General features: G+C 65.3%; 25 protein-coding genes. 11 read left to right on the top strand and 14 right to left on the bottom strand.

Annotated features, from left to right (window positions below; genetic code table 11):
- Nucleotides 1-48: 48 nt before the first annotated feature.
- From GJA_RS24835 to GJA_RS28555, 12 genes are all read right to left on the bottom strand, one after another.
- On the bottom strand, nucleotides 49-402 hold the full coding sequence (locus GJA_RS24835) for a hypothetical protein (protein WP_051781308.1): 354 nt from the start codon (nucleotides 400-402) through the stop codon (nucleotides 49-51).
- A gap of 85 nt (nucleotides 403-487) precedes the next feature.
- Entirely contained in the window at nucleotides 488-1,531 is a 1,044-nt protein-coding gene (locus tag GJA_RS24840; protein ID WP_167541147.1) for an alpha/beta fold hydrolase, read from the bottom strand.
- A gap of 56 nt (nucleotides 1,532-1,587) precedes the next feature.
- Nucleotides 1,588-2,358, bottom strand: coding sequence for an HvfC/BufC N-terminal domain-containing protein (locus GJA_RS24845; RefSeq protein ID WP_038497731.1), 771 nt, complete (start codon nucleotides 2,356-2,358; stop codon nucleotides 1,588-1,590).
- Nucleotides 2,355-3,206 (bottom strand): MNIO family bufferin maturase, encoded by an 852-nt coding sequence (gene bufB / locus GJA_RS24850; protein ID WP_038501059.1) that lies wholly within the window; start codon nucleotides 3,204-3,206, stop codon nucleotides 2,355-2,357. Before bufB ends, GJA_RS24845 begins: the two co-directional genes overlap by 4 nt.
- Before the next feature lie 67 nt (nucleotides 3,207-3,273).
- The gene (bufA2, locus tag GJA_RS24855) at nucleotides 3,274-3,543 is read right to left on the bottom strand and encodes a BufA2 family periplasmic bufferin-type metallophore (RefSeq protein ID WP_038497735.1); all 270 of its coding nucleotides are present in this window, start codon (nucleotides 3,541-3,543) and stop codon (nucleotides 3,274-3,276) included.
- Between the two features lie 74 nt (nucleotides 3,544-3,617).
- A complete protein-coding gene (locus GJA_RS24860) occupies nucleotides 3,618-4,391 on the bottom strand; it encodes an alpha/beta hydrolase (RefSeq protein ID WP_038497739.1) in 774 nt (257 codons plus the stop codon).
- 8 nt (nucleotides 4,392-4,399) lie between these two features.
- Complete coding sequence (locus GJA_RS24865) at nucleotides 4,400-4,675, bottom strand: BufA1 family periplasmic bufferin-type metallophore (protein ID WP_038497741.1); 276 nt, start codon at nucleotides 4,673-4,675, stop codon at nucleotides 4,400-4,402.
- Nucleotides 4,676-4,713: 38 nt separating this feature from the next.
- The gene (gene bufA2 / locus GJA_RS24870) at nucleotides 4,714-4,983 is read right to left on the bottom strand and encodes a BufA2 family periplasmic bufferin-type metallophore (protein ID WP_038497735.1); all 270 of its coding nucleotides are present in this window, start codon (nucleotides 4,981-4,983) and stop codon (nucleotides 4,714-4,716) included.
- Nucleotides 4,984-5,057: 74 nt separating this feature from the next.
- Entirely contained in the window at nucleotides 5,058-5,552 is a 495-nt protein-coding gene (locus GJA_RS24875; RefSeq protein ID WP_081905565.1) for a DoxX family protein, read from the bottom strand.
- A gap of 293 nt (nucleotides 5,553-5,845) precedes the next feature.
- Nucleotides 5,846-7,162, bottom strand: coding sequence for a sensor histidine kinase (locus tag GJA_RS24880; protein ID WP_038497744.1), 1,317 nt, complete (start codon nucleotides 7,160-7,162; stop codon nucleotides 5,846-5,848).
- Nucleotides 7,159-7,899: a response regulator gene (locus GJA_RS24885; protein ID WP_038501065.1), complete on the bottom strand. Its 741-nt coding sequence runs from the start codon at nucleotides 7,897-7,899 to the stop codon at nucleotides 7,159-7,161. The genes GJA_RS24880 and GJA_RS24885 overlap by 4 nt, the downstream gene beginning before the upstream one ends.
- A gap of 7 nt (nucleotides 7,900-7,906) precedes the next feature.
- Entirely contained in the window at nucleotides 7,907-8,032 is a 126-nt protein-coding gene (locus GJA_RS28555) for a hypothetical protein (RefSeq protein WP_277914411.1), read from the bottom strand.
- Between the two features lie 223 nt (nucleotides 8,033-8,255).
- Between GJA_RS28555 and GJA_RS24890 the strand changes: the two genes are divergently transcribed.
- From GJA_RS24890 to GJA_RS24905, 4 genes are all read left to right on the top strand, one after another.
- On the top strand, nucleotides 8,256-8,963 hold the full coding sequence (locus GJA_RS24890; protein WP_038501068.1) for a cytochrome c biogenesis CcdA family protein: 708 nt from the start codon (nucleotides 8,256-8,258) through the stop codon (nucleotides 8,961-8,963).
- A 1-nt stretch (nucleotide 8,964) separates the two neighbouring features.
- A complete protein-coding gene (locus tag GJA_RS24895; protein ID WP_038497747.1) occupies nucleotides 8,965-9,513 on the top strand; it encodes a thioredoxin family protein in 549 nt (182 codons plus the stop codon).
- Nucleotides 9,514-9,600: 87 nt separating this feature from the next.
- Complete coding sequence (locus tag GJA_RS24900; RefSeq protein ID WP_081905566.1) at nucleotides 9,601-10,638, top strand: alpha/beta fold hydrolase; 1,038 nt, start codon at nucleotides 9,601-9,603, stop codon at nucleotides 10,636-10,638.
- 1 nt (nucleotide 10,639) lies between these two features.
- The gene (locus GJA_RS24905) at nucleotides 10,640-10,990 is read left to right on the top strand and encodes a hypothetical protein (protein WP_038497750.1); all 351 of its coding nucleotides are present in this window, start codon (nucleotides 10,640-10,642) and stop codon (nucleotides 10,988-10,990) included.
- Nucleotides 10,991-11,011: 21 nt separating this feature from the next.
- Here the strand turns inward: GJA_RS24905 and GJA_RS24910 are convergent, their stop codons facing one another.
- The gene (locus tag GJA_RS24910; RefSeq protein WP_038497753.1) at nucleotides 11,012-11,971 is read right to left on the bottom strand and encodes an MBL fold metallo-hydrolase; all 960 of its coding nucleotides are present in this window, start codon (nucleotides 11,969-11,971) and stop codon (nucleotides 11,012-11,014) included.
- Between the two features lie 152 nt (nucleotides 11,972-12,123).
- Between GJA_RS24910 and GJA_RS24915 the strand changes: the two genes are divergently transcribed.
- The 4 genes from GJA_RS24915 (at nucleotide 12,124) to GJA_RS24930 (ending at nucleotide 17,552) form a co-directional block, all read left to right on the top strand.
- Nucleotides 12,124-12,960 (top strand): LysR family transcriptional regulator, encoded by an 837-nt coding sequence (locus GJA_RS24915; protein WP_339325673.1) that lies wholly within the window; start codon nucleotides 12,124-12,126, stop codon nucleotides 12,958-12,960.
- A gap of 155 nt (nucleotides 12,961-13,115) precedes the next feature.
- The gene (locus GJA_RS24920; RefSeq protein WP_038497758.1) at nucleotides 13,116-13,913 is read left to right on the top strand and encodes an alpha/beta fold hydrolase; all 798 of its coding nucleotides are present in this window, start codon (nucleotides 13,116-13,118) and stop codon (nucleotides 13,911-13,913) included.
- Nucleotides 13,914-13,985: 72 nt separating this feature from the next.
- The gene (locus GJA_RS24925; RefSeq protein ID WP_038497761.1) at nucleotides 13,986-14,990 is read left to right on the top strand and encodes an alpha/beta fold hydrolase; all 1,005 of its coding nucleotides are present in this window, start codon (nucleotides 13,986-13,988) and stop codon (nucleotides 14,988-14,990) included.
- 120 nt (nucleotides 14,991-15,110) lie between these two features.
- Nucleotides 15,111-17,552 (top strand): DUF3772 domain-containing protein, encoded by a 2,442-nt coding sequence (locus GJA_RS24930; RefSeq protein ID WP_038501074.1) that lies wholly within the window; start codon nucleotides 15,111-15,113, stop codon nucleotides 17,550-17,552.
- A gap of 36 nt (nucleotides 17,553-17,588) precedes the next feature.
- On the opposite strand, the gene GJA_RS24935 is transcribed toward GJA_RS24930, so the two are convergent.
- Entirely contained in the window at nucleotides 17,589-18,497 is a 909-nt protein-coding gene (locus GJA_RS24935; RefSeq protein WP_038497764.1) for a LysR family transcriptional regulator, read from the bottom strand.
- A 129-nt stretch (nucleotides 18,498-18,626) separates the two neighbouring features.
- On the opposite strand from GJA_RS24935, the gene GJA_RS24940 reads away from it, so the two are divergent.
- From GJA_RS24940 to GJA_RS24950, 3 genes are all read left to right on the top strand, one after another.
- Nucleotides 18,627-19,415, top strand: a complete 789-nt coding sequence (locus GJA_RS24940) for an SDR family NAD(P)-dependent oxidoreductase (RefSeq protein WP_038497767.1) — start codon at nucleotides 18,627-18,629, stop codon at nucleotides 19,413-19,415.
- Nucleotides 19,416-19,455: 40 nt separating this feature from the next.
- Nucleotides 19,456-20,094, top strand: coding sequence for an NAD(P)H-dependent oxidoreductase (locus GJA_RS24945; RefSeq protein ID WP_038497770.1), 639 nt, complete (start codon nucleotides 19,456-19,458; stop codon nucleotides 20,092-20,094).
- A 179-nt stretch (nucleotides 20,095-20,273) separates the two neighbouring features.
- Entirely contained in the window at nucleotides 20,274-20,819 is a 546-nt protein-coding gene (locus GJA_RS24950; protein ID WP_081905567.1) for a sigma-70 family RNA polymerase sigma factor, read from the top strand.
- Nucleotide 20,820: the final 1 nt, after the last annotated feature.

A 20,820-nucleotide genomic window follows, 5' to 3' on the forward strand; every position in this document is an offset into this window, starting at 1 on the left:
TCGCCCCCGGTGAAGAGGAGACAAGTAAGAACTTGCCTTGGACACTGGTCAAACGCTGATATTGATCCTGGCCGGCCTGGCGGCGCTTTGCTGCTGTTGCAGCTCGATTTGCTGCTTGGTGAGTTCGGCGATCTTCCCCTCCAGCGCTTCTTGGTCCTGCGGCGACATCTGCGCCACCTGCTCCTCCGTCAACCCCAGGCGGTTCAGGATATCGGCGCGCATGCGCTGTGCCGGCGTCATCTTGACGTAGGCTTCCAACTCGTCGGCCGCCGATTTTTTCGGAACCTTGGGGCCATTCACGGCCTCTTGCAGCACGGCGTCAAAACTCTTGCCGTCGGTTTTCTTGCCGGCGCCGGCAGGCGCCGCTGCGCCGGACACGGGATTGATCGGTGCGATACTCATGGTTGATCCTTTCTGCGTTGGTTAGTAACAGTTTAACGAAGCCGGGGGCCATGGTAAATCAGATGCGTCAGGTGCGTCAGGTGCGTCAGGTGCGCCATTTGCCGTTGCGTACCAGTTCGGCGACTGCATCGGCGAACGCCTGCGGCGCTTCCTGCGGCAGGTTGTGGCCGGCGCCCGGAATTTTACGATGGCTGCGCGGACCGCTGAAACGGGCCGCCGATGCGCTGCCGTCGGTGGCCGCGATGACGCCGTCGTCGATGCCGTCGAGGGTAATCGACGGCACGCTGATGGCCGGCAGCAGCGCGAGCTTTTTCTCGGCCGCTTCATAGTCCGGATAACCGGGCGCCAGGCCGAGCCGGTGGCGGTAGGAATGGATCACGATGTCGACATAATCGGGGTTGTCGAAGGCCTGGGCGGCGCGCTCGAAGGTGGCGTCGTCGAAATGCCAGCTGGGCGAATTGTTTTTCCACAGGATACGCGCCAGGTCGCGGCGGTGCGCTTCCAGCCCGGCCCGGCCGCGCTCGGTCTGGAAATAATACTGGTACCACAGGCCCCACTCGACGTGCGTCGGCGCCGGCGCGGCGGCCCTGGCGATGTCCTGGATCAGGTAGCTGTTGACCGACACCAGGCCGACGCAGCGGGTCGGCCGCAACGCCGCCGCGACGCAGGCCGCGCGGCCGCCCCAGTCGTAGCCGGCCAGCACCGCTTCCGGAATGTGCAGCGCATCCATCAGCGCGATCACGTCGGCGCCGAGGGCCGCCTGCTGGCCCGAACGGGGCGTGTCCTTGTCGAGGAAACGGGTGCTGCCGTGGCCGCGCAAGTGCGGCACGACGACCCGGTAGCCCTGCGCCGCCAGCATCGGCGCGACGTCGACATAGCTGTGCATATCGTACGGAAAACCGTGCAGCAGAATCACCGGGCGGCCCTCTTCCGGCCCCACTTCGTGGTAGCCGATATCGAGCAGTTCGGTCTGCACCTGGCGTACGGGCATTACCTGGCTGGCGCTGCTTTTCCGGCCGGCCGGGGCGGGTGCGGCGAGCGCGGAAGCCATGCCGCCCAGCGTCAGGCCGGCCGCGCCAGTGGCGGCGGACAGCAGGAAACGGCGGCGCAATAACAGATGGTCTGACATGATTTTTTCCTTTGATATCGATGAATATGCTTGAGTAGGGGGCGCTTACGCCGTGTTTATGCGATGCCGGTGATCAGTTCGCCGGCCAGCCAGCCGGCCAGCAGCGCGCCAGCCCTGGCGATGCCCGCTTCGTCGCCGAGGCGTTCGACCAGCCAGTCGCACAGCGCGGCGAAGCTGCCGTCTTGCCGCAATTGCAGCAGCGCCTGGTATTCCAGCAGATCGACCTGTTTCAGGCACGACTGATAGCCGCGGCGCCACACCAGCAAGCCGCCCGGCTGTTCCAGCATGGCGCTTTCCGGCACCGCTTCCTGCTGCCACAGCGCCGACCAGATCTGTTCCGCGTTGGTGGTCGCGGCATGGCTGGCCAGCGACGGCGCCAGCCGCAGCCGGACGCTATCCCAGTCGACCGCGGCCAGCGCATCGAGCGCCAGCGGCGCGGCGTCGGGCGCGACGAAGGCCTCGGCCAGCGCCTGTTCGATCCAGGCCAGTTCATGCACGTCCGGATTGTCCGGGAAGTGCGCGTTCAGGGTCCGGTGAAAGTCGACCGCGTAGGCGTCCAGCGTCCACGAATGCGGCGGGTGCGTGTCGATATGCTCGATCGCCGCGGCCAGGAAGGCGTCCGCGCCGATCCAGCCGCGCACCTGCGGGAACGACGCTTCCAGGCAGCCGACCAGCTGGGCGCGGTAATTATTCTGGTACACCGCCAGTCCCGGCGACGCGCCGCAATCCGGGCAGGAACCCGAGTTGACGCTGAGGCGCTGCGCCGCGTCGGCCGATGCGCTGACCAGGAAGGACTGGAAATCGCGCTGCAATTGGGCCAGTGTCATACCGTTTCCTCCATCCGCGCGCGCGCATCCAGCGTGCCCAGCGTGCGCGCCACCGACAGCTCGGCCATCAGATCGGGCAGCGGCGGAATGTCGGCGTCGCGTTCGATCATCGTGGCGACCGGGCCGAGCAGCGAAATCGCCCGGGCGTACAGTGACCAGACATCGCCGCACACCGGGCTGTCATGGGTATCGATCAGCAAGTCCGGGCCTTTGCTGTGGCCGGCCAGGTGGATCTGGCGCACCCGCTCCGCCGGGATGCCGTCGAGGAAGGCAGCGGCGTCGAAACCGTGGTTGCTGGCGCTGACGAACACATTGTTCACGTCCAGCAGCAGGTAGCAGCCGGTGCGCTTCGACATCTGCGCCAGGAATTCCCACTCGCTCATCGACGCGCCGTCGAAGGCCAGGTAGCTCGATGGATTTTCAAACAGCATCGCCCGGCCCAGGGTGTCTTGCGCCAGCGCGATATTGGCGCAGACGATATCCAGCGCTTCCTTGGTATACGACACCGGCAGCAGGTCGTGCGAGTTGAAGCCGCCGAAACGCGACCAGCTCAGGTGGTCCGAAACGAACAGCGGTTCGACCTCGTCGGCCAGCGCTTTCAGGCGCCGCAGATAGTTGCGGTCCAATCCATCCGCCGAGCCGATCGACATCGACACGCCATGCAGCGCGACCGGATGGCGCTCGCGGATCTGGCGCAGGATATGGCGCGGCTGGCCGCCTTCGACCATGAAATTCTCGGAGATGACTTCGACAAAATCGACTGGCACCGAAGTCTCCAGGAAGTCGCGGTAATGCTCTTTGCGCAGGCCAAGGCCGTAGCCTGAAAATGGGGGGATGGATGCGGACATCATGCGTACTCGGTTAAAAGGAAAAAGGTGGGGCCCGGCCTGGAGCACAGGCCGGGCCGGGCGGCGCTTATTTCGGTTCGGTCAGGGTGCCGCCGGCGGCCAGGCATTCGGTCTTGGTCTTGACGATGACGCCTTCGCCCTTGCAGGTGTTCAAGCCCTTGCAATCGTTCTTGGCGGTGGCGCACAGGCTGGTGCCCTTGCAGGTGTTGACGCCGTAGCAGCGGCCTGGCTGTTCCTTGTCGGCGGCGTGGGCGGCCGGCGCGGCGATGGTGGCGCTGGCCATGGCGATCAGGGCTGCTGCGGCGGCGAGGCTGACGCGGGAAGTGATGTGGTTCATGATGTTCTTTCAATCTCTGTAACAGGTGGATACGGCTCGATATTGCCCGGTGCGGCGCACCGGGCGCGGCTGGTTTACTTGACGCTCAAGGCGGCTTCCTCGATCACTTTCGCGACCGCTTCCGGCTGAGAAATGTAGATCACATGGCTGCCCTTGATTTCAGTGACCTTGGCGCCGGCGCGCTTGAACATCCAGCGCTGCAGGTCGGGGCTCAGCGCCCGGTCTTCGGTCGGCAGGATGGCGTAGCTCGGCTTGTTGCGCCAGGCGGCGACCCAGTTCTGGGTGCCCAGCGCCGCAGTGGTGATCGACACTTGCGACACCGCCATGAAGTCGCTGCGGTTGGTGCTCAGGTCGCCGGCGAAATCGACGCCGAACCTGGTCTTGTCGACGAACAGGTGGCCGTCGCGGGTCGGATGCACGTCGTTGCTTGCCAGCGGCATCGACGCCAGCAATTGCGACGCGCTTTCGCCGACGTCCGGCATCAGGCCGGCGACATACACCAGCGCCTTCACTTTGCCGCGCTCGCCGGCCACGGTGATCACCGAGCCGCCGAAGCTGTGGCCGACCAATACCACCGGACCGACTTGCTGGTCGAGGATTTCGCGGGTCGCGGCGACGTCGTCGTCGAGCGAGTTGTGCGATGGCTGCACCACGGTGACCTTGTAGCCCTTGTGGAACAGGATGTCGTGCACCACGCGCCAGCCGGAGCCGTCGACGAAGGCGCCGGGCACGATGACGATGCTCTTGGCGGCGCCGGAAGTGGCGGCGTCAGCCGCCTCGGCGCCGAACGATGGTGCGCTGAACGCCGCAGCGACGGCGATGGCCAGCAAAGGCAGTACTTTTTTCATGGCGATTCTCACGAGGTGGCTTTCAAGGTGCCATAACCCTTCGGCGTTTTGATCTTGGTGCACGTGCCTTTTTCAACCAGGGTCCAGGCGTCGCCCTGGTAATCGGCCTTGGCGGTGCCGGCACAGGAAGTGCCCGCGCCGGCGGCGCAATCGTTGTGGCCGGCCAGCGATACGCCGAAGCATTTTTCCATCGGCTTGGCCGCATCGGCGGCGTGTGCGCCGGTGGCCAGCGTCGCCAGCGAGAGTGCCAGGGTGGCCGCTACGGCCGCGTATTTGGTTTTCATGATTGATCCTGTTTTAAAAAAAGTGAAGGTTAAAACGCTTATTTCGGCTCGGTCAGGGTGCCGCCGGCGGCCAGGCATTCGGTCTTGGTCTTGACGATGACGCCTTCGCCCTTGCAGGTGTTCAAGCCCTTGCAATCGTTCTTGGCGGTGGCGCACAGGCTGGTGCCTTTGCAGGTGTTGACGCCGTAGCAGCGGCCTGGCTGTTCCTTGTCGGCGGCGTGGGCGGCCGGCGCGGCGATGGTGGCGCTGGCCATGGCGATCAGGGCTGCTGCGGCGGCGAGGCTGACGCGGGAAGTGATGTGGTTCATGCTTGTTTCTCCTTGCTTGGTGGTTGAAAGGGCACTGCTAAATGGGTGAATCGAACAATCGGTACGGCAAAAAATTACGCGGCCTTGCGGCGCCACAGCTGGTCCAGCGACCACTTGCCGCCGCCGTGGGCGACCAGCGGCAGCAGCAAGCCGGCCCAGGTCAGGTGCGTCGGCCAGGCGTCGGGATAGACGAAGATCTCGATCACCACGGTCATGCCGAGCAGCGCGGCGGCGGCCGAGCGGGTAAACAGTCCCAGCACCAGCAAGACCGGGAACAGGTGTTCCGAACAGGTCGCCAGTTGCGCGGCCAATCCCGGCGGCAGCAGCGGCAGCATGTATTCCGAGCGGAACAGTTCGTAGGTCGATGGCTTGATGGTCATGAAGCCTTCGACCTTGGTGCGTCCCGACAGGAAGAACACGGCGGCGATGCCGGCCCGCGCCACCAGCAGTTGCAGCGATGCCGGTATCAGGCGGTTCAGCAATGCGCCCGGATTCCAGCCGCCGGCCGGCTGGCGGTCTTGCGCGTTTTGCGCCGCTGGAAAGATCAGTTGGTCGTAGGGTGGTTTCATGATGTCGCCTTCAACGATGCGAGGGGGGCTGTAACAGCCGGGTAGATATGTTGGATGGTCATTTTCTGGTTTCCTGTGCTGATGCCGCCAAGGGCTGGTTTCCTGATTGCTTTTTGCCGTTTCCGGGTGATTGAACCGGGTTCGTCTTTTTAATTCGCATCCGATTCAATCGGATGAGTTGGATAATACGGGGTGAATTTCAGCATGTCAAGCATTTCCGATTAAATCGTATCCGAGTTGTTTATATTTGCACTCATGGGCCGCCGGGCTGGCGTGCTGCGGCGCTGTGGGATTTAGCTGTCCGGGGCCAGTGTCAGGCGCGCTTCGAGGCCGCCGCCGGGGCGGTTGTGCAGCGCCAGCGTGGCGTTCATCGCCAGCGCCAGCTGGCGCGCGATGGCCAGTCCGAGGCCGGTGCCGCCGCTTTCGCGGTTGCGCGACGCTTCCAGCCGGTAGAACGGCTGGAACACCGCTTCCAGCTGGTCTTGCGGGATGCCGGCGCCGCGATCGAGCACCGAGATCGTCACCTGCCCGCCGGGGCCGGCTTGCAGCGTCACTTCGGCCGCGCCGGCATACTTCAGCGCGTTGTCGATCAGGTTGGTCATGATGCGCCGCAGCGCCTGCGGCCGTCCCGTCAGCGCCCTGCCTATGCGGCCTTGCAGCGCCACGTCCTGGCCGGCGTCGAGATAGTCGAAGGCCAGGCTTTCGAGCAGCGCATCCGGGTCGATCCGCAGCGGCACCTCGGCCGCCGCGTGCAAGGTGCGGGCATAGGTCAGCCCCTCGCGCACCAGCGCCTGCATCTCCGCCAGGTCGCGCTGCAGCGATTCGCTGTGCGGACCCTGCTCCATGGTGTCGGCGCGCAGCCGCATGCGGGTGATCGGGGTTTGCAAGTCGTGCGAAATGGCCGCCAGGATTTGCATCCGCTCATGCATGTAGGTGGCGATCCGGTCCTGCATGGCGTTGAAGGCGCTCGCCGCATGGGCCACTTCGGTCGGGCCGTCTTCCGGCAGGCGCGCCGGGTTCAGGTCCGGCCCCAGCGTGTCGGCCGCCTTGGCCAGTTGCGCCAGCGGACGGGTGGCCAGCCGCACGCCGAGCCAGGTACAGGCGGCGATCAGCGCCAGCTGCACCAGCAGCAGCAGCGGCACCCACGGCGCCAGCGGCATGCTGTTCAGGCGCAGGTCGATGGTCAGCGGGCTGCCGTCGCTCAATTGCAGGTGCACTTGCAGGCGGTTGCCGAAACCCGGCAGCAGGTTGGCGTGCACCGGATAGCGGGTGCCGACGGCGTTGGCGATGGCCTGCGCGACCAGGCTGCCGTGTTGATCGTCGGTTTCCGGACCGCTGACGCCCGGCCCCAGGATGAACTGGTAATTCATGCGTTCCAGGCGCGCCAGCCAGTCGCCGCGCTCGGCGGCCGGCAAGCGTTCCAGCAAGGCCACCGAGCTGACGATGTCGCGCTCCAGGTAGCCCAGCATCAGCTTGGTGGTCGCTTGCGAACGCTCATAGGCCACCAGGCTGAACGACAGCGCGTGGGCCAGCACCAGGCCGGCGAACAGAATCAGCGTCAGCCGCGCAAACAGCGAGCGCGGCCATAAACTCCAGGACCGGCGGCTCATCGGAATGTCTCGCGGATTTCGACCTTGGCCGAGAAAATATACCCTTCGCTGCGCAGCGTCTTGATATAGCGCGGTTCGCGCGCATCGTCGCGCAGGCGCTGGCGCAGCCGGCTGATCAGCAGGTCGATCGAGCGGTCGTACTGGTCGGCGTCGCGGCCCTGGGTCAGGTTTAGCAGCTGGTCGCGCGTCAGCACCCGCTGCGGATGGTCGAGCAAGACCCGCAGCAGGCGGTATTCGGCGCCGCTCAAGGCCACCATGGTGCCGTTGGCGTCGAGCAGGTGGCGCGCGGTGGTATCGAGCTGCCAGTCGCCGAAGCCGAGCAGTTGCACCGCCTCGGTCTGCTGCAAATTGGGCGGCAGCATGCGCGCGCGGCGCAGTACCGAGCGGATCCGCGCCAGCAGTTCGCGCACCGCGAACGGCTTGGCCAGGTAATCGTCGGCGCCCATTTCGAGGCCGACGATGCGGTCGGTTTCCTCGCCCAGCGCGGTCAGCATCAATACCGGCACGTTGCGCCATTTGCCGGCGCGCAGGTCGCGGCACAGCGTCAGGCCGTCTTCGCCGGGCAGCATGCGGTCCAGGATGATCAGGTCGACCGGACCCTGTTCCAGGATAGCGCGCATCTGGCGCCCGCTGGCGGCCACCGAGGCCAGCATGCCGTTCTTTTCCAGATAGGCCGCCACCAGGGTGCGGATTTCGCGGTCGTCGTCGACGATCAGCACATGGTCATTGGTTTCCATCGACATATCATAACTCACGGCGTTTGCTCCATGAACGGCTGCTGGAAATCAGATTGCACTGGGCCAGCGGCTTGCTTAATTCGGCGCACAAACCGCCGCCCAGTATGGCGAGAATCGCGAGCAGGCGTTTCATGCGGGCTCCCTCATCAAGGTGATCAAAAAAGTGTGCGACATGGTCTTGTCCTGATAGTCAATGGCGTAGTTATAGCCGATGCCGCGAGCGCTTTGTATCACCGTGTATCTGGACCCGTCCCTGATACAAAAGATTGCAGTTTTTTATATTCAAATGGACACAAAGCGGATACATCGGCGGGTTGTAATGCTCACATCTTCTTTTCCGGAGCTGTGCCATGCTGATGCATAACCTGATCGAAGCGCCGCTAGCGTTGCTGGCCGGCGTCTTCACCATCGCCTCGCCCTGCGTGCTGCCGATCCTGCCGATCCTGCTCGGCACGGCTGTCGCGCAATCGAGCCGCAAGCGGCCGCTGTTCGTGGTGGCCGGCTTTGTGCTGGCCTTCGCCGCGCTGGGCATGCTGCTCGGCGTGGTGTCGAGCACGGTCGAACTGGCCCAGGACGCGCTGCGCAATACCGCGCTGGCCCTGCTGGCGCTGTCCGGCCTGTTCCAGTTATGGCCGCGTCCCTACCGCTGGCTGGCCGCCCGTTTCGAAGGCCCGCTGCAGCGCATAGGCGCATTCGGCGGCAACGCCGGTTCGGGCAATGCCGGCGGCTTCGTGCTCGGCGTGTCGCTGGGCGCCGTGTGGACCCCGTGCGCCGGGCCGGTGCTGGCGTCTATCCTGTCGCTGGTGGCCCGCGCGCAAGACGTGCAATGGTCGGCCCTGCTGCTGATCCTGTATGCGCTGGGCGCCGGCGTCCCGATGCTGGCCATCGCCTACGGCGGCCAGTTCATGCGCGGCCGGGTGCGCCAGCTGGCGCGCCACACGGTCCGCTTGCAGCAAGTGTTCGGCGCGCTGGTGCTGCTGACCGCTTGCGCGATTTATTTTCATTACGATGTCCAGGCCTATGCCTGGCTGACGGATTTCTCGATTAACCTGAAAGGTCTTTGATATGCACTCCCCACTGAAAAAACTGCTGTCCGCCGCCGCCGTCTCGCTCACCGTCTTGTTCGGCGCCTTGCTGGCTTCCGGGCCGGGCCATGCCGACGCGCTGGCCAAGCCGATCCCGGCGCCGGCCTTCACCGGCCTCGACACCTGGCTCAATTCGGCGCCGCTGACCATCGAACAATTGCGCGGCAAGGTGGTGCTGGTCGATTTCTGGACCTACACCTGCATCAATTGCATCCACACGCTGCCGTATGTCAAAGCCTGGTACGACAAATACAAGGACCAGGGCCTGGTGGTGGTCGGCGTGCATACCCCGGAATATCCGTTCGAGCGCTCCACCGCGAACGTCAAGGATGCGCTGAAGCGCTTCGATATCCGCTATCCGGTCGCGCAAGACAACCGTTATGCGACATGGGAGGCATACAACAACCAGTTCTGGCCGGCGTTTTACCTGATCGACAAGAGCGGCCGTATCGTCTACACCCATTTTGGCGAAGGCAAGTATGATGAAACCGAGGCCACCATCCGTCGCCTGCTGGCGCAGCCAGGTTGAATCGACACATGCCAGAATCGACACATTCCAGATACATCAGACCCTTACGATGGGGCCATCTGTTGTCAACTTTATCAAGGAGCTTGTATGTCTGAAGTCAATCTGAAGCGCCGGCGCCTGCTGGGCAGCGCCAGCGCCGGGATCGCCGCCACCGGACTGGTCCTGATGGGCATGCAGGCCGGCCCGGCCCGCGCCGCCATGACGCCGGCCGATGGGCCTGACCCGCTGGCGCCGCTGAAATACATCGACGCCGGCGTGCTCAACGTCGCCTACTACGAGGCCGGTCCGGCCGACGGTCCGGCGGTGCTGCTGCTGCATGGCTTTCCCTACGATATGCACTCGTATGTCGACGTCGCGCCGATCCTGGCGGCGCGCGGCTGCCGCGTCATCGTGCCGCATTTGCGCGGCCACGGCGAAACCCGTTTCCTCGATCCGGCCACGCCGCGCAGCGGCCAGCAGGCGGCCGTCGCGGCCGACATGCTCGAATTGATGAATGCGCTGAAGATCGAGCGCGCGGTGGTGGCCGGCTACGACTGGGGCGCGCGCACCGCCTGCGCGATGGCGGCGCTGTGGCCGCAGCGCTGCATCGGCATCGTCTCGGTGAACGGCTACCTGGTGCAGGACATCGCCCATGCGGCGCAGCCGATCCCGGCCAGGATCGAGGCCGGCCTGTGGTACCAGTATTATTTTGCGACCGAACGCGGTCGCACGGCGCTGCAAGCCAACCGGCGCGATATCGCGCGCGTGATCTGGAGCTACAACTCGCCGTCGTGGCACTACGACGAAGCGACCTTCCAGCGCAGCATGGCCTCGCTCGACAATCCCGATTATGTCGCTGTGGTGATCCATAATTACCGCTTCCGCCTGGGTTTGCTGCCCGGTTATCCGGAATACCAGGATCTGGAGCGCGTGCTGGCCACGCTGCCGGTGATCACGGTGCCGGCGGTGACGCTGGACGGCCAGGCCGACGGCGTGGTGCCGGCCAACGACGGCACCGGGTATGCGGCAAAATTCAGCGGACCACGCACGCATCACATCGTGCCGGACGCCGGCCATAACCTGCCGCAGGAAGCGCCGCAGGCGTTTGCCGACGCGGTGCTGGAATTGCTGCCGGCGCGGCGCTGAGATGAAAGCATCGTGGATGCTTGGCGCCGTGCTGCTGGTCGCCGCCGCGTCGAGCGGCACGGCGTGGGCGCAGTCGGCTGCCGCGCCGGCCGCCAGGCCGTTCGCCTGCGCCGACGCGCTGTGCGGCGCCGGCGGCCATTTGCGCGGTATCGACCTGGGCGATCTGCGGCCGGCCGCCAGGCCGGCGCAGCAATTCAAGCGTACCGGTGGCGGCCAGCCGGCGCCGTCAATGAGCTTGCGCGACCATGCCGAAACCTTCGATTGCCCGGTCAGCTTTGCCTTTGGCGGCGAGCTGGGCGCGAAGGGGAGCAAGGCCGCGAAAGTGCTGGGCCAGACAACGACCTGGCCATAGCCGGCTTGGCTTGAATTGGGCTTAATTAAGCGGTATCCAGGTATACGACTTGCCTGTCTTGCGCAGATGCCCAATGCCGGGGAAGGGAATATGCGCCGCCGCGATCAGCGCGCCGCTTTTTTCCGCCGCCGAGAATATGCGGTCGCGGCTGGCGCTGGCGGCCTTGGAATCGGTATCGGCGCTGATCGTCACTTCGGGATGCGGGAATTGCACCGGGCCGACATGGATTGTGTCGCCGACGATGTACATCGTCGCGCCGTCGCTTTCGACCACATACACGGTGTGGCCGGGCGTATGGCCGTAGGCCGCGTCCGCTCGCACGCCCGGGTAAAACTCGGTGCTGCCCTGGAATGGCAGGAACCGCGAGGCGGCGGCATATGGCGGAAACGCGATGCCGGCCTGTTCAAACCACGGTTGCATCTCCTTGGCCACCGATGCCGCGTTGGCCGGGTTGAGCCAGTAATCCGCGTCATGCTGGTCGACGTGGATTTTCGCGTTAGGAAAACGCATTTTTCCGTCGGCGATCAAGCCGCCGAAATGGTCCGGATGCAGGTGCGTGATAAAAATATCATCGACCTGTTCCGGCTTGTAGCCGGACGCTTCCAGGTTGGCGACGAAGCGGCCCAGCGTCGGCCCGACGAAGGCGCCGGCCCCGGCGTCGATCAGGATCAGCTTGTCGCCGGTGTTCACCACATACGCGTTAAACGACATGTCATACGGCAGCTTGATAAACGACCGGGCCAGTTCGCGGCGGGTCTTTTCGGGCGCTTGCGATAAAAAGGCGTCGACCGGCAGCGCCAGCGTACCGTCGCTGATCGCGGTAATTTCGAAGCTGCCCAGCATGGTACGGTAAAAACCGGGAGCGGCCGTCTTTGCCATCGGCGCCGCCGCCGATGCCGGATGGGGGGCCAGGACGCCTGACAGCAGGGTCGACAACAGCAGCATCAGCGCCGCTACCTTACTTTTTTTAGTGTTGTGCATGGGGACTTTATTTTCAGTGATGGGCCGGCGCCGATCGCCGGGTCCAGGATGGAATTCAGGTCCCAGTGTCGGCCATGCAGGGCAGGATGACAATCATATAAAATGCATTTCAGGCATACAAAAAAGCATGAGTGAACATGGACTGGGATGACGTGAGAATATTTTTGGCAATCGCCAGGAATGGATCGCTGGGCGGCGCCGCGCGGCAACTGGGCCAGACCCAGCCGACCATGGGCCGCCGCCTGAGTGCGCTGGAAGACGAGGTCGGGCACAAACTGTTCCAGCGCACGGCGCACGGTTTCATGCTGAGCGACGAGGGCGCGTCGGTGTTCAATCATGCCGAGCGCGCCGAAGAGGAAATGCTGCGCTTCGAACGGGTGCTGGCCGGCGCCGACGACCAGGTCAGCGGCTTGTTGCGGGTGTCGTCGTCCGACTGGTTCGGCACCTACATGCTGACGCCGATCCTGGTGGAACTCGGCATGCTGCATCCGCAGGTCGTGACCGAACTGCTGACCGATACGCGGCTGTACAACTTGTCCCGGCGCGAGGCCGATATCGCATTCCGCATCGTGCCGTTTACCGAGCAGGACGTGGTGTCGAAACGCCTGCTGACGATGCCGTACGGACTGTATGCAAAAAAGGGATCGGCGCCGCGCATCGCCGCCGATGGCGAGGGCGCGCGCGTGGTCACCATGCATCTGGCGTTCGAGGACTTGCCGGATGCCAGATGGCTGCGTGAAACGCTGCCCAGGGCGACCATCGCATTTCGCAGCAATAACCGTCTATCGCAGGCACAACTGTGCGCGCAGGGCGGCTGCCTGGCGGTCTTGCCGAAACCGCTGGCAACCGCGCTGGGCACGCTGGAAGAAGTGCCGATGCCTGTTGCGCCGCCGAGCCGCGATACCTATGTCGGCTATCACCGCGACTTGCGCAGCGTCGCGCGCCTGCGCGCGCTGCTCGACCTGGTGTTTGCGCGCTTGCATAATTGACGGGCATCGGCGCATGGCGTGATACCGGCGCCAATTTAAGCATAGCTTAATTTAAATCGCTTGCTATTTAATAGTTCTCTATGTATAGTGCGCTCATCAATCGCACACTACCCATTAATATTGAACTGAACCACTCACTTGACAAGGACCCGACCATGAAACAACTGCACCAATTTGCCCTCGCCGCCGCCGCGGCCCTGACCCTGAATGGCGCCGCGATGCTGCCGTCCCAGGCCGCCGAAGCCGCCGCCAAGCCGACCATCGTGCTGGTGCACGGCGCGTTTGCCGATTCGTCGAGCTGGGATGGCGTGACCGCCAAGTTGCTGGCCGATGGCTACAGCGTGGTCGGCGCCGCCAATCCGCTGCGCAGCGTCAAGGGCGACGCGGTGACCGTGTCGGGCATCGTGAAAGGCATCAAAGGCCCGGTCGTGCTGGTTGGCCACTCGTACGGCGGCTCGGTCATTTCGGCGGCGGCGAACGGCAATGGCAACGTCAAGAGCCTGGTGTATGTCGCCGCGTTTGCGCCGGAAGCCGGTGAAAATGCGATCGGACTGTCCGGCCGCTTCCCGGGCAGCACGCTGGGACCGACGCTGGCGCCGCCCGTGATCCTGGCCGACGGCAGCAAGGACCTGTATATCCAGCAAGCGCAATTTCCGCAGCAATTCGCCGCCGACGTGCCGCTGGCGCAGGCGCAGCTGATGGCCGCCGGACAGCGCCCGATCGCCGAAGCCGCGCTGACCGAAGCGGCCGGCGCGCCAGCCTGGAAAACCGTGCCCTCCTATTTTGTGTATGGCAGCGCGGACAAGAACATTCCCGCCGCGGCGCTCGGTTTCATGGCGCAGCGCGCCAAGTCGGTCAAGACACTGGTGATTCCCGGTGCTTCGCACGTGGTGATGACGTCGCATCCAGCCGAAGTGGCCGGCCTGATCGAAGAAGCCGCCAAGGCCCGATAAACCCGACAGGCGGCACTGATAATTAGTGCGCTAAACAATAGCCAATTATTCAAAATGAACAGGAATACCATCATGAGCAACGATCTTCACAACGCCGCCCCGCTCAACCGCGCGCGCCGTTCGGCGCTGTTCGGCGGCGCCGGCCTGGCTGCCGTGGCGGCGGCCATCGCCGCGCCGCTGGCCGGCCTGAGCGGTTCGGCGCAAGCCGCATCGTCGTACGACCATCTGCCCGAGGCGCCGCTGCGCAAGACCGCCAGCACCTTCACCACCCGCGACGGGGTGGACATTTATTACAAGGATTGGGGCCATGGCCAGCCCATCGTGTTTTGCCACGGCTGGCCGCTCAATTCGGATAGCTGGGAATCGCAAATGTTCCATCTGGCTAATAACGGTTTCCGCGTCATCGCCCATGACCGGCGCGGCCACGGCCGTTCCAGCCAGCCGTGGGACGGCAACGACATGGACCATTACGCCGACGACCTGGCCCAATTGATCGACGTGCTGAACTTGAAGAACGTCATCCTGCTCGGTTTCTCGACCGGCGGCGGCGAAGTGGCGCGTTATGTCGGCCGCCACGGCACCAGACGGGTCGCCAAGCTGGGCCTGATTTCCGCCGTGCCGCCGCTGATGCTGAAAACCGCCGACAATCCGGACGGCTTGCCGCTGTCGGTGTTCGACGGCATCCGCGCCGCGTCGCAGGCGAATCGTTCGCAGCTCTACCTGGACCTCGCCTCCGGTCCGTTCTACGGCTACAACCGCCCCGGCGCCAAGCCGTCGCAAGGCATCATCCAGTCGTGGTGGATGCAGGGCATGATGGGCGGCCACAAGAATACCTATGACTCGATCAAGGCATTCTCGGAAACCGACTTCCGCGCCGACTTGCAGAAATTCGACAAGCCGACGCTGATCATCCACGGCGACGACGACCAGATCGTGCCGATCGGCGCGGCCGGCAAGGCGTCCGCCGCGATCGTCAAGCACGCCAGGCTGCTGGTGTATGCGGGCGCGCCGCACGGCCTGACCGATACCCACAAGGACAAGGTCAACGCCGACCTGCTGGCGTTCGCCAGGTCTTGAGCGCAGGCCGGCCCGATGCAAAAGGGCGCTGATACACTGGCGTTTGCCGTACAGTGTGGTATCCGGGAGTAATCGGCCCGGATTGAATCAGCGTACCCTTACACCTAGCCGATGGCCTACATGTTTTCCAGATCAAGCTCCTCCAACTCCTCATTCTCCGCTGGCGCGCTGCTGCGCGCCATCCTGCTGTCGCTGCTGCTGGCGCTGTCGTTTGCGCCCGGCGCGGCCTGGTCGCAGATCGACGCCGCCAGCGCCGACGCCACGCTCGATGGCTTGCGCAAGCAAATCACCGCCATCCAGACCGCGCTCAAGGGCGACGACGATCTCGACGAAGCGACGCTGACGCGCATGAAGGCCGATGCGCTGGCGGCCGGCGCCGACGCGTCCAAGGTGGCCACCGCACTGGCGCCGCTGCTGGCCAGCGTGCAGGCGCGGCTGGCCGAGCTGGGCACGCCCGCCGCCGGCATCAAGGAAGCGCCCGACGTGGCGGCCCAGCGCGCCCAGCTGGACCGCGACGGCGGCGCGCTCGACACCCAGGTCAAACTGGCGCGGCTGCTGGCGGTCGAAGCCGACCAGGCCACCGAACAGGTGGCCACGGTGCGCCGCGCCCAATTGCAGGCGCGCCTCGGCGAACGCACCGCGTCGATCCTGGCCGGCTCGTTCTGGACCCAGCTGCATGCGGAATTGCCGCAAAACGTGCAGCGCCTGCGCAACCTGGGGAGCGAGATCGGCAATTCGGCGCGCAACACGCCGTGGCAAGTGTGGACCGGCCTGGCGCTGGCGATGCTGGCGCTGGGCCTGGCCGGCATGCGCGCCGAGCGCTACCTGCTGCTGCTGACCTCGACCCGCGTGCCGCACGGCCGCCTGCGGCGCTCGCTGCATGCGCTGGTGGTGATCTTGCTGGCGCTGGCCGTGCCGGCGCTGATCGCCGAATTGCTGGCGCTCGGCGTGCGCTGGGACACCACGCTGTCCGACAAGACCTCGGCCTTCCTCAGCGGCGCGGTCGGCATCATCTGCTTCGCCGGCTATATCGCCGGCCTGGGCCATGCGCTGCTGTCGCCGAAGCGGCCGTCGTGGCGGCTGCTGCCGCTGGCCGATGCGCTGGCGCACCGCATGCGCCAGTTCCCCGCCGTGTTCGCGGTGGTGGTGGTGCTGGTCTGGACCGCCGAGCGCATGTCGGCGGTGGTCAACGCCGGCCTGTCGACGGCGGTGGCGGTCAATTGCATCGTCGCGCTGGTGTTGAGCGTCACCGTGGCGCTCGGCCTGCTGCGCGCCGAGCGCTGCTGGCGCCAGGTGCGCGCCGCCGACCCGCAGTCGCCGTCGACGCCGTTCTGGCTGCGCTGCGTGGTGGTGGTGCTGTGGCTGGTGCTGGCGACTTCCCTGATCAGCCTGCTGGTTGGCTATGTCGCATTCGGCAGTTTCATCGCCAAGCAAGTCAGCTGGGTGCTGGTGGTGGTGTGCAGCACCTATCTGCTGACGGTGCTGGTGGACGATCTCTGCATGCTGCTGTCGTCGACCGCGCCCGACCCGGACGCCGCCAATCCGGTGCTGGCCACGCCGAAGGCGCGCGACCAGGCGGCGGTGCTGCTGTCCGGCGTCGGCCGCGCCATCGTCGTGATGCTGGCGGCGATGATCTTGCTGGCGCCGTTCGGCGAAGGGCCGGGCGAATTGTTCCACCGGGTCGGCCAGATCCAGGATGGCCTGGCGGTCGGCGAAATCAAGATCCGCCCGGCCGCCGTGATCCAGGCGCTGAGCGTGCTGGTGCTGGGTTTCCTCGGCCTGGGCCTGTTCAAGCGCTGGCTGAAAACCAGCTACCTGCCGACCACCAACCTCGACGCCGGCATGCAAGTGTCGGCGCTGACGCTGTTCGGCTACGCCGGCGGCATCATCGCCGTGGCGATGGCGCTGTCGGCCGCCGGCATCGGCCTGGAACGCATCGCATGGGTCGCCAGCGCGCTGTCGGTCGGTATCGGTTTCGGCTTGCAGGCGGTGGTGCAAAACTTCGTGTCGGGCCTGATCCTGCTGGCCGAGCGGCCGGTCAAGGTCGGCGACTGGGTCTCGCTGGGCGGGGTCGAGGGCGATATCCGGCGCATCAACGTGCGCGCCACCGAAATCCAGATGGGCGACCGTTCGACGGTGATCGTGCCGAACTCGGAATTCATCACCAAGACGGTGCGCAACGTGACCCACGCCAGCCCGCTGGGGCTGGTGCAGATCAAGTTGCCGCTGCCGCTGTCGACCGACGCCGAACAGGCCCGCGCGCTGATCCTGGCGGCCTTCGTCGACAGCGCCGACGTGCTCGATACGCCGGCGCCGAACGTGCAGCTGGACGGCATCGACAACGGCTTCCTGATGTTCAACGCGACCGGTTTTGTGCCGTCGCCGCGGCTGGCCTACGGCGTGCGCAGCAGCTTGCTGTTCGACTTGCTGAAACGCTTGCGCGCGGCCGACATGCCGATTTCGAAACCGAGCACGATGATCCTCAGCAGCGCGCCGGCGCCGGCCGCCCAGCCGGCCATGCCGGGCCTGGTGGCCGCGGCGGCGCCGCCCGGCACGGCTTGAGAGGCGGCAAACTGCAACGCCGCCATCGGCGTTGTGTCAGGCGCTCCCGCTGCAGCCGGGATTGCAGGCGCGCAGGTTGTCGCTCAAATAGTCGATGAACGCCATCGCCCTGCGGCTGGGATTTTCCTTCGGATAGACGGCGTACAGGTCGATGTGGCTGGAGACAAAATCTTCCAGCGCCGTTTCCAGCCTGCCGTCGGCCAGTTCGGCGCGGATGTCCCATTCATTCTTCAGCATCACCCCTTTTCCGCCGATCGCCCACTGGCGCAGCACGGCGCCGTCGCTGGCGTTGCGGTCGCCGCCGACCTTGACCGGCGTGCGCTTGCCGTCGACCACGAACGGCCATGCCGACAGCGGCGCGCTATGCCGCGTCAGCACCAGGCAGTTATGGCTGGCCAGTTCGGATGGATGGCGCGGCTTGCCATGCTCGCGCCAATAGGACGGCGCGGCGCACACCAGGTGCCTGCCGCGCACCAGCAAGCGGGCCTTCAGGTTCGAATCCTGCAGCGGCCCGCTGCGGACCGCGATATCGAGCTGCTGCTCCAGCAGGTTTTCCAGCGAATCGCTGAGCACCAGGCCGATCTTGACGCCGGGATGCAGCAGCATGAAACGGTCGATCAGCGGCAGCAGGCTGTTGCGCCCGAAATCGTTGCTGGCGGCGATGCGTATCGGTCCCTGCAGCACGCCGTCCTGGGCAATCTCGCCCAGCGTCGCTTCCCACGCGTCGAGCATCCTGCGCGCGCCGGCCAGCAGCAGGTCGCCTTCATGCGTCAGCGCCAGCCTGCGCGTCGAGCGCGTGACGAGGCGCACGCCGACCTCGTTTTCAAGCTGCTGCAGCGCCAGCGTGACGGTCGACGTCGCCTTGCCACGCAAGCGGGCCGCCGCCGAAAAGCTGCCGGTGTCGGTGATATCGATCAGCAGGTGCAAGGTAGCCAGTGTGTCCATTATTCATGATAGTCGAAAGATGATTTCACATTCTAGTGGATTATCAACGAGATTGTTGAGGACTAGGATGAAGCCATAGTTCAGGGACTGGTTTTTCTTTCTTCCCTCGTTTAACCGACAGGAATCATCATGCATATCAATTTGAGCGGCAAGACCGCCATCGTCACCGGCTCCACCCGCGGCATCGGCCGCGCCATCGCACTGGGCCTGGCCGGCGCCGGCGCCAGCGTGGTCGTCACGGGCCGCCAGCAGGCCGACGTCGAGCGCGCGGTGGCCGGCATCCGCCAGGCGGTGCCCGGCGCCGACGTGCGCGGCGTGGCCGCCGACCTCGGCACCGCGGCCGGCTTCCAGCTGCTGCAGGATGCCGAGCCGCGCGCCGACATCCTGGTCAACAATATCGGCATCTTCGGACCGCAGCCGTTCGCCGACATCGCCGACCAGGAATGGACCCGCTTCTTCGAGCTGAACATCATGTCCGGCGTGCGCGCCAGCCGCGCCTACCTGCCCGGCATGCAGCGGCGGGACTGGGGCCGCATCGTCTTCATCTCGTCCGAATCAGCGTTGAACATCCCGGCCGACATGATCCATTACGGCTTCACCAAGACCGGCAACCTGGCCATTTCGCGCGGCCTGGCCAAGAGCCTGGCCGGCACCGGCATCACCGTCAACGCGGTATTGCCGGGACCGACCTTGTCCGAAGGCGTGCACCACATGGTGGCGCCCGGCGCCGACCACGCCACCGCCGTCGGCGTGGCCAATGCCTTCGTCAGGGAACACCGCAGTTCGTCGATCCTCCAGCGCGTCGCCACGCCGGAAGAAGTGGCGAACATGGTGGTCTACGTGTGCTCGCCGCAAGCATCGGCCACCACCGGCGCCGCGCTGCGCGTCGATGGCGGCGTGGTCGACAGCATCGCCTGATGCGGTTTTCATTTCCTCTCACTCTTTGAAAGACACAATAATGAGCAATCTGATCAACAAGCTGGAATGGCGCTACGCCACTAAAAAATTCGACCCGAGCAAGGTCGTGCCGCGCGAAAAGCTCGACCGCATCCTGGAAGCGGTGCGCCTGTCGGCCAGTTCCAGCGGCTTGCAGCCATACGAAGTGCTGGTGGTGACCAATCCGGCGATTCGCGCACAGATCAAGCCGATCGCCAACCACCAGTCGCAAATCACCGACAGCAGCTATCTGCTGGTGTTCGCCGCGTGGGACGACGTGACGGCCGGGCGCATCAACATGATGTTCGACCTGATCAACAAGGAGCGCGGCCTGGCCGCCGATGCATCGCAAGACTACCGGCAATACCTGCTGACGACCTACGCCGCGGCGGGCGCCGAAGCGAACTTCCAGCACGCGGCCGGCCAGGCCTATATCGGTCTCGGCTCGGGGCTGATCGCCGCCGCGTTCGAAGAAGTCGACTCGACGCCGATGGGCGGTTTCGATCCGGCCGCGCTGGACCGTATCCTCGGCCTGCGCGAAAAAAACCTGCGCAGCGTGGCGCTGCTGGCGGTCGGCTACCGTGAAACGGGCGCCGACTGGCTGGAGCCGCTGAAAAAAGTGCGCCGCAGCCGCGAGGACTTCATCACGGAAGTGAACTAGGCAGTAGCCGGGCCAGCCGCCTGCACGGCGGCTGGCCTGTCTGTGGCATCGGCGCCCATGTCGGCCGATTGCGGCCTTGGGCGCCGCGATTTCAGCGATAATAGGCGGCTTGCCAGAACGGCATAGGCAAGCACGCCAGGTCAGCCATCGTCACGAAAGCCCGCCTTTGTCATCACGGGATGCCGCATCCCCCCTATTTTGCACACATCGTGGTCGCTCGTTATTACCGAGAACTGTTGAACTTCCTGGCCCGCGCGCTGAATGACCGCGACGCCGCCGCCGACCTGGCGCAGGAGAGCTACGCCCGGGTATTGGAAGTGCAGCGGTCGGGCGCCGCCATCGCCGAACCGCGCGCGCTGCTGTACCGCACCGCGCGCAACCTGGTGATCGACCGCCACCGGCGCAACGCAGTGCGCGGCGCGGCGCACCACGCCGAGGCCGGGCCGGCGGATCGGCAGATCGATGCGCTGGCCGCGCCCAGCGCGTCGGAACCGGAAGCCGTCGCCGCGTCGGCGCAGGCGGTCGAGGCGATCCTGGCCGCCATCGGCGCATTGCCGCTGCGTTGCCGCCAGGCGTTCATCCTGCATAAATTCGACGGCCTGTCGCAAGCCGAGGTGGCGCGCAGCATGGGCATTTCCATCAAAATGGTCGAACGCCATATCAAGCTGGGGCTGGAGGCATGCCGCCGCTGCCGCGACCGGCTCGACGGCGCGGCCCAGGAATGAC

The organism is Janthinobacterium agaricidamnosum NBRC 102515 = DSM 9628 (assembly GCF_000723165.1).
Lineage (GTDB): Bacteria > Pseudomonadota > Gammaproteobacteria > Burkholderiales > Burkholderiaceae_D > Janthinobacterium > Janthinobacterium agaricidamnosum.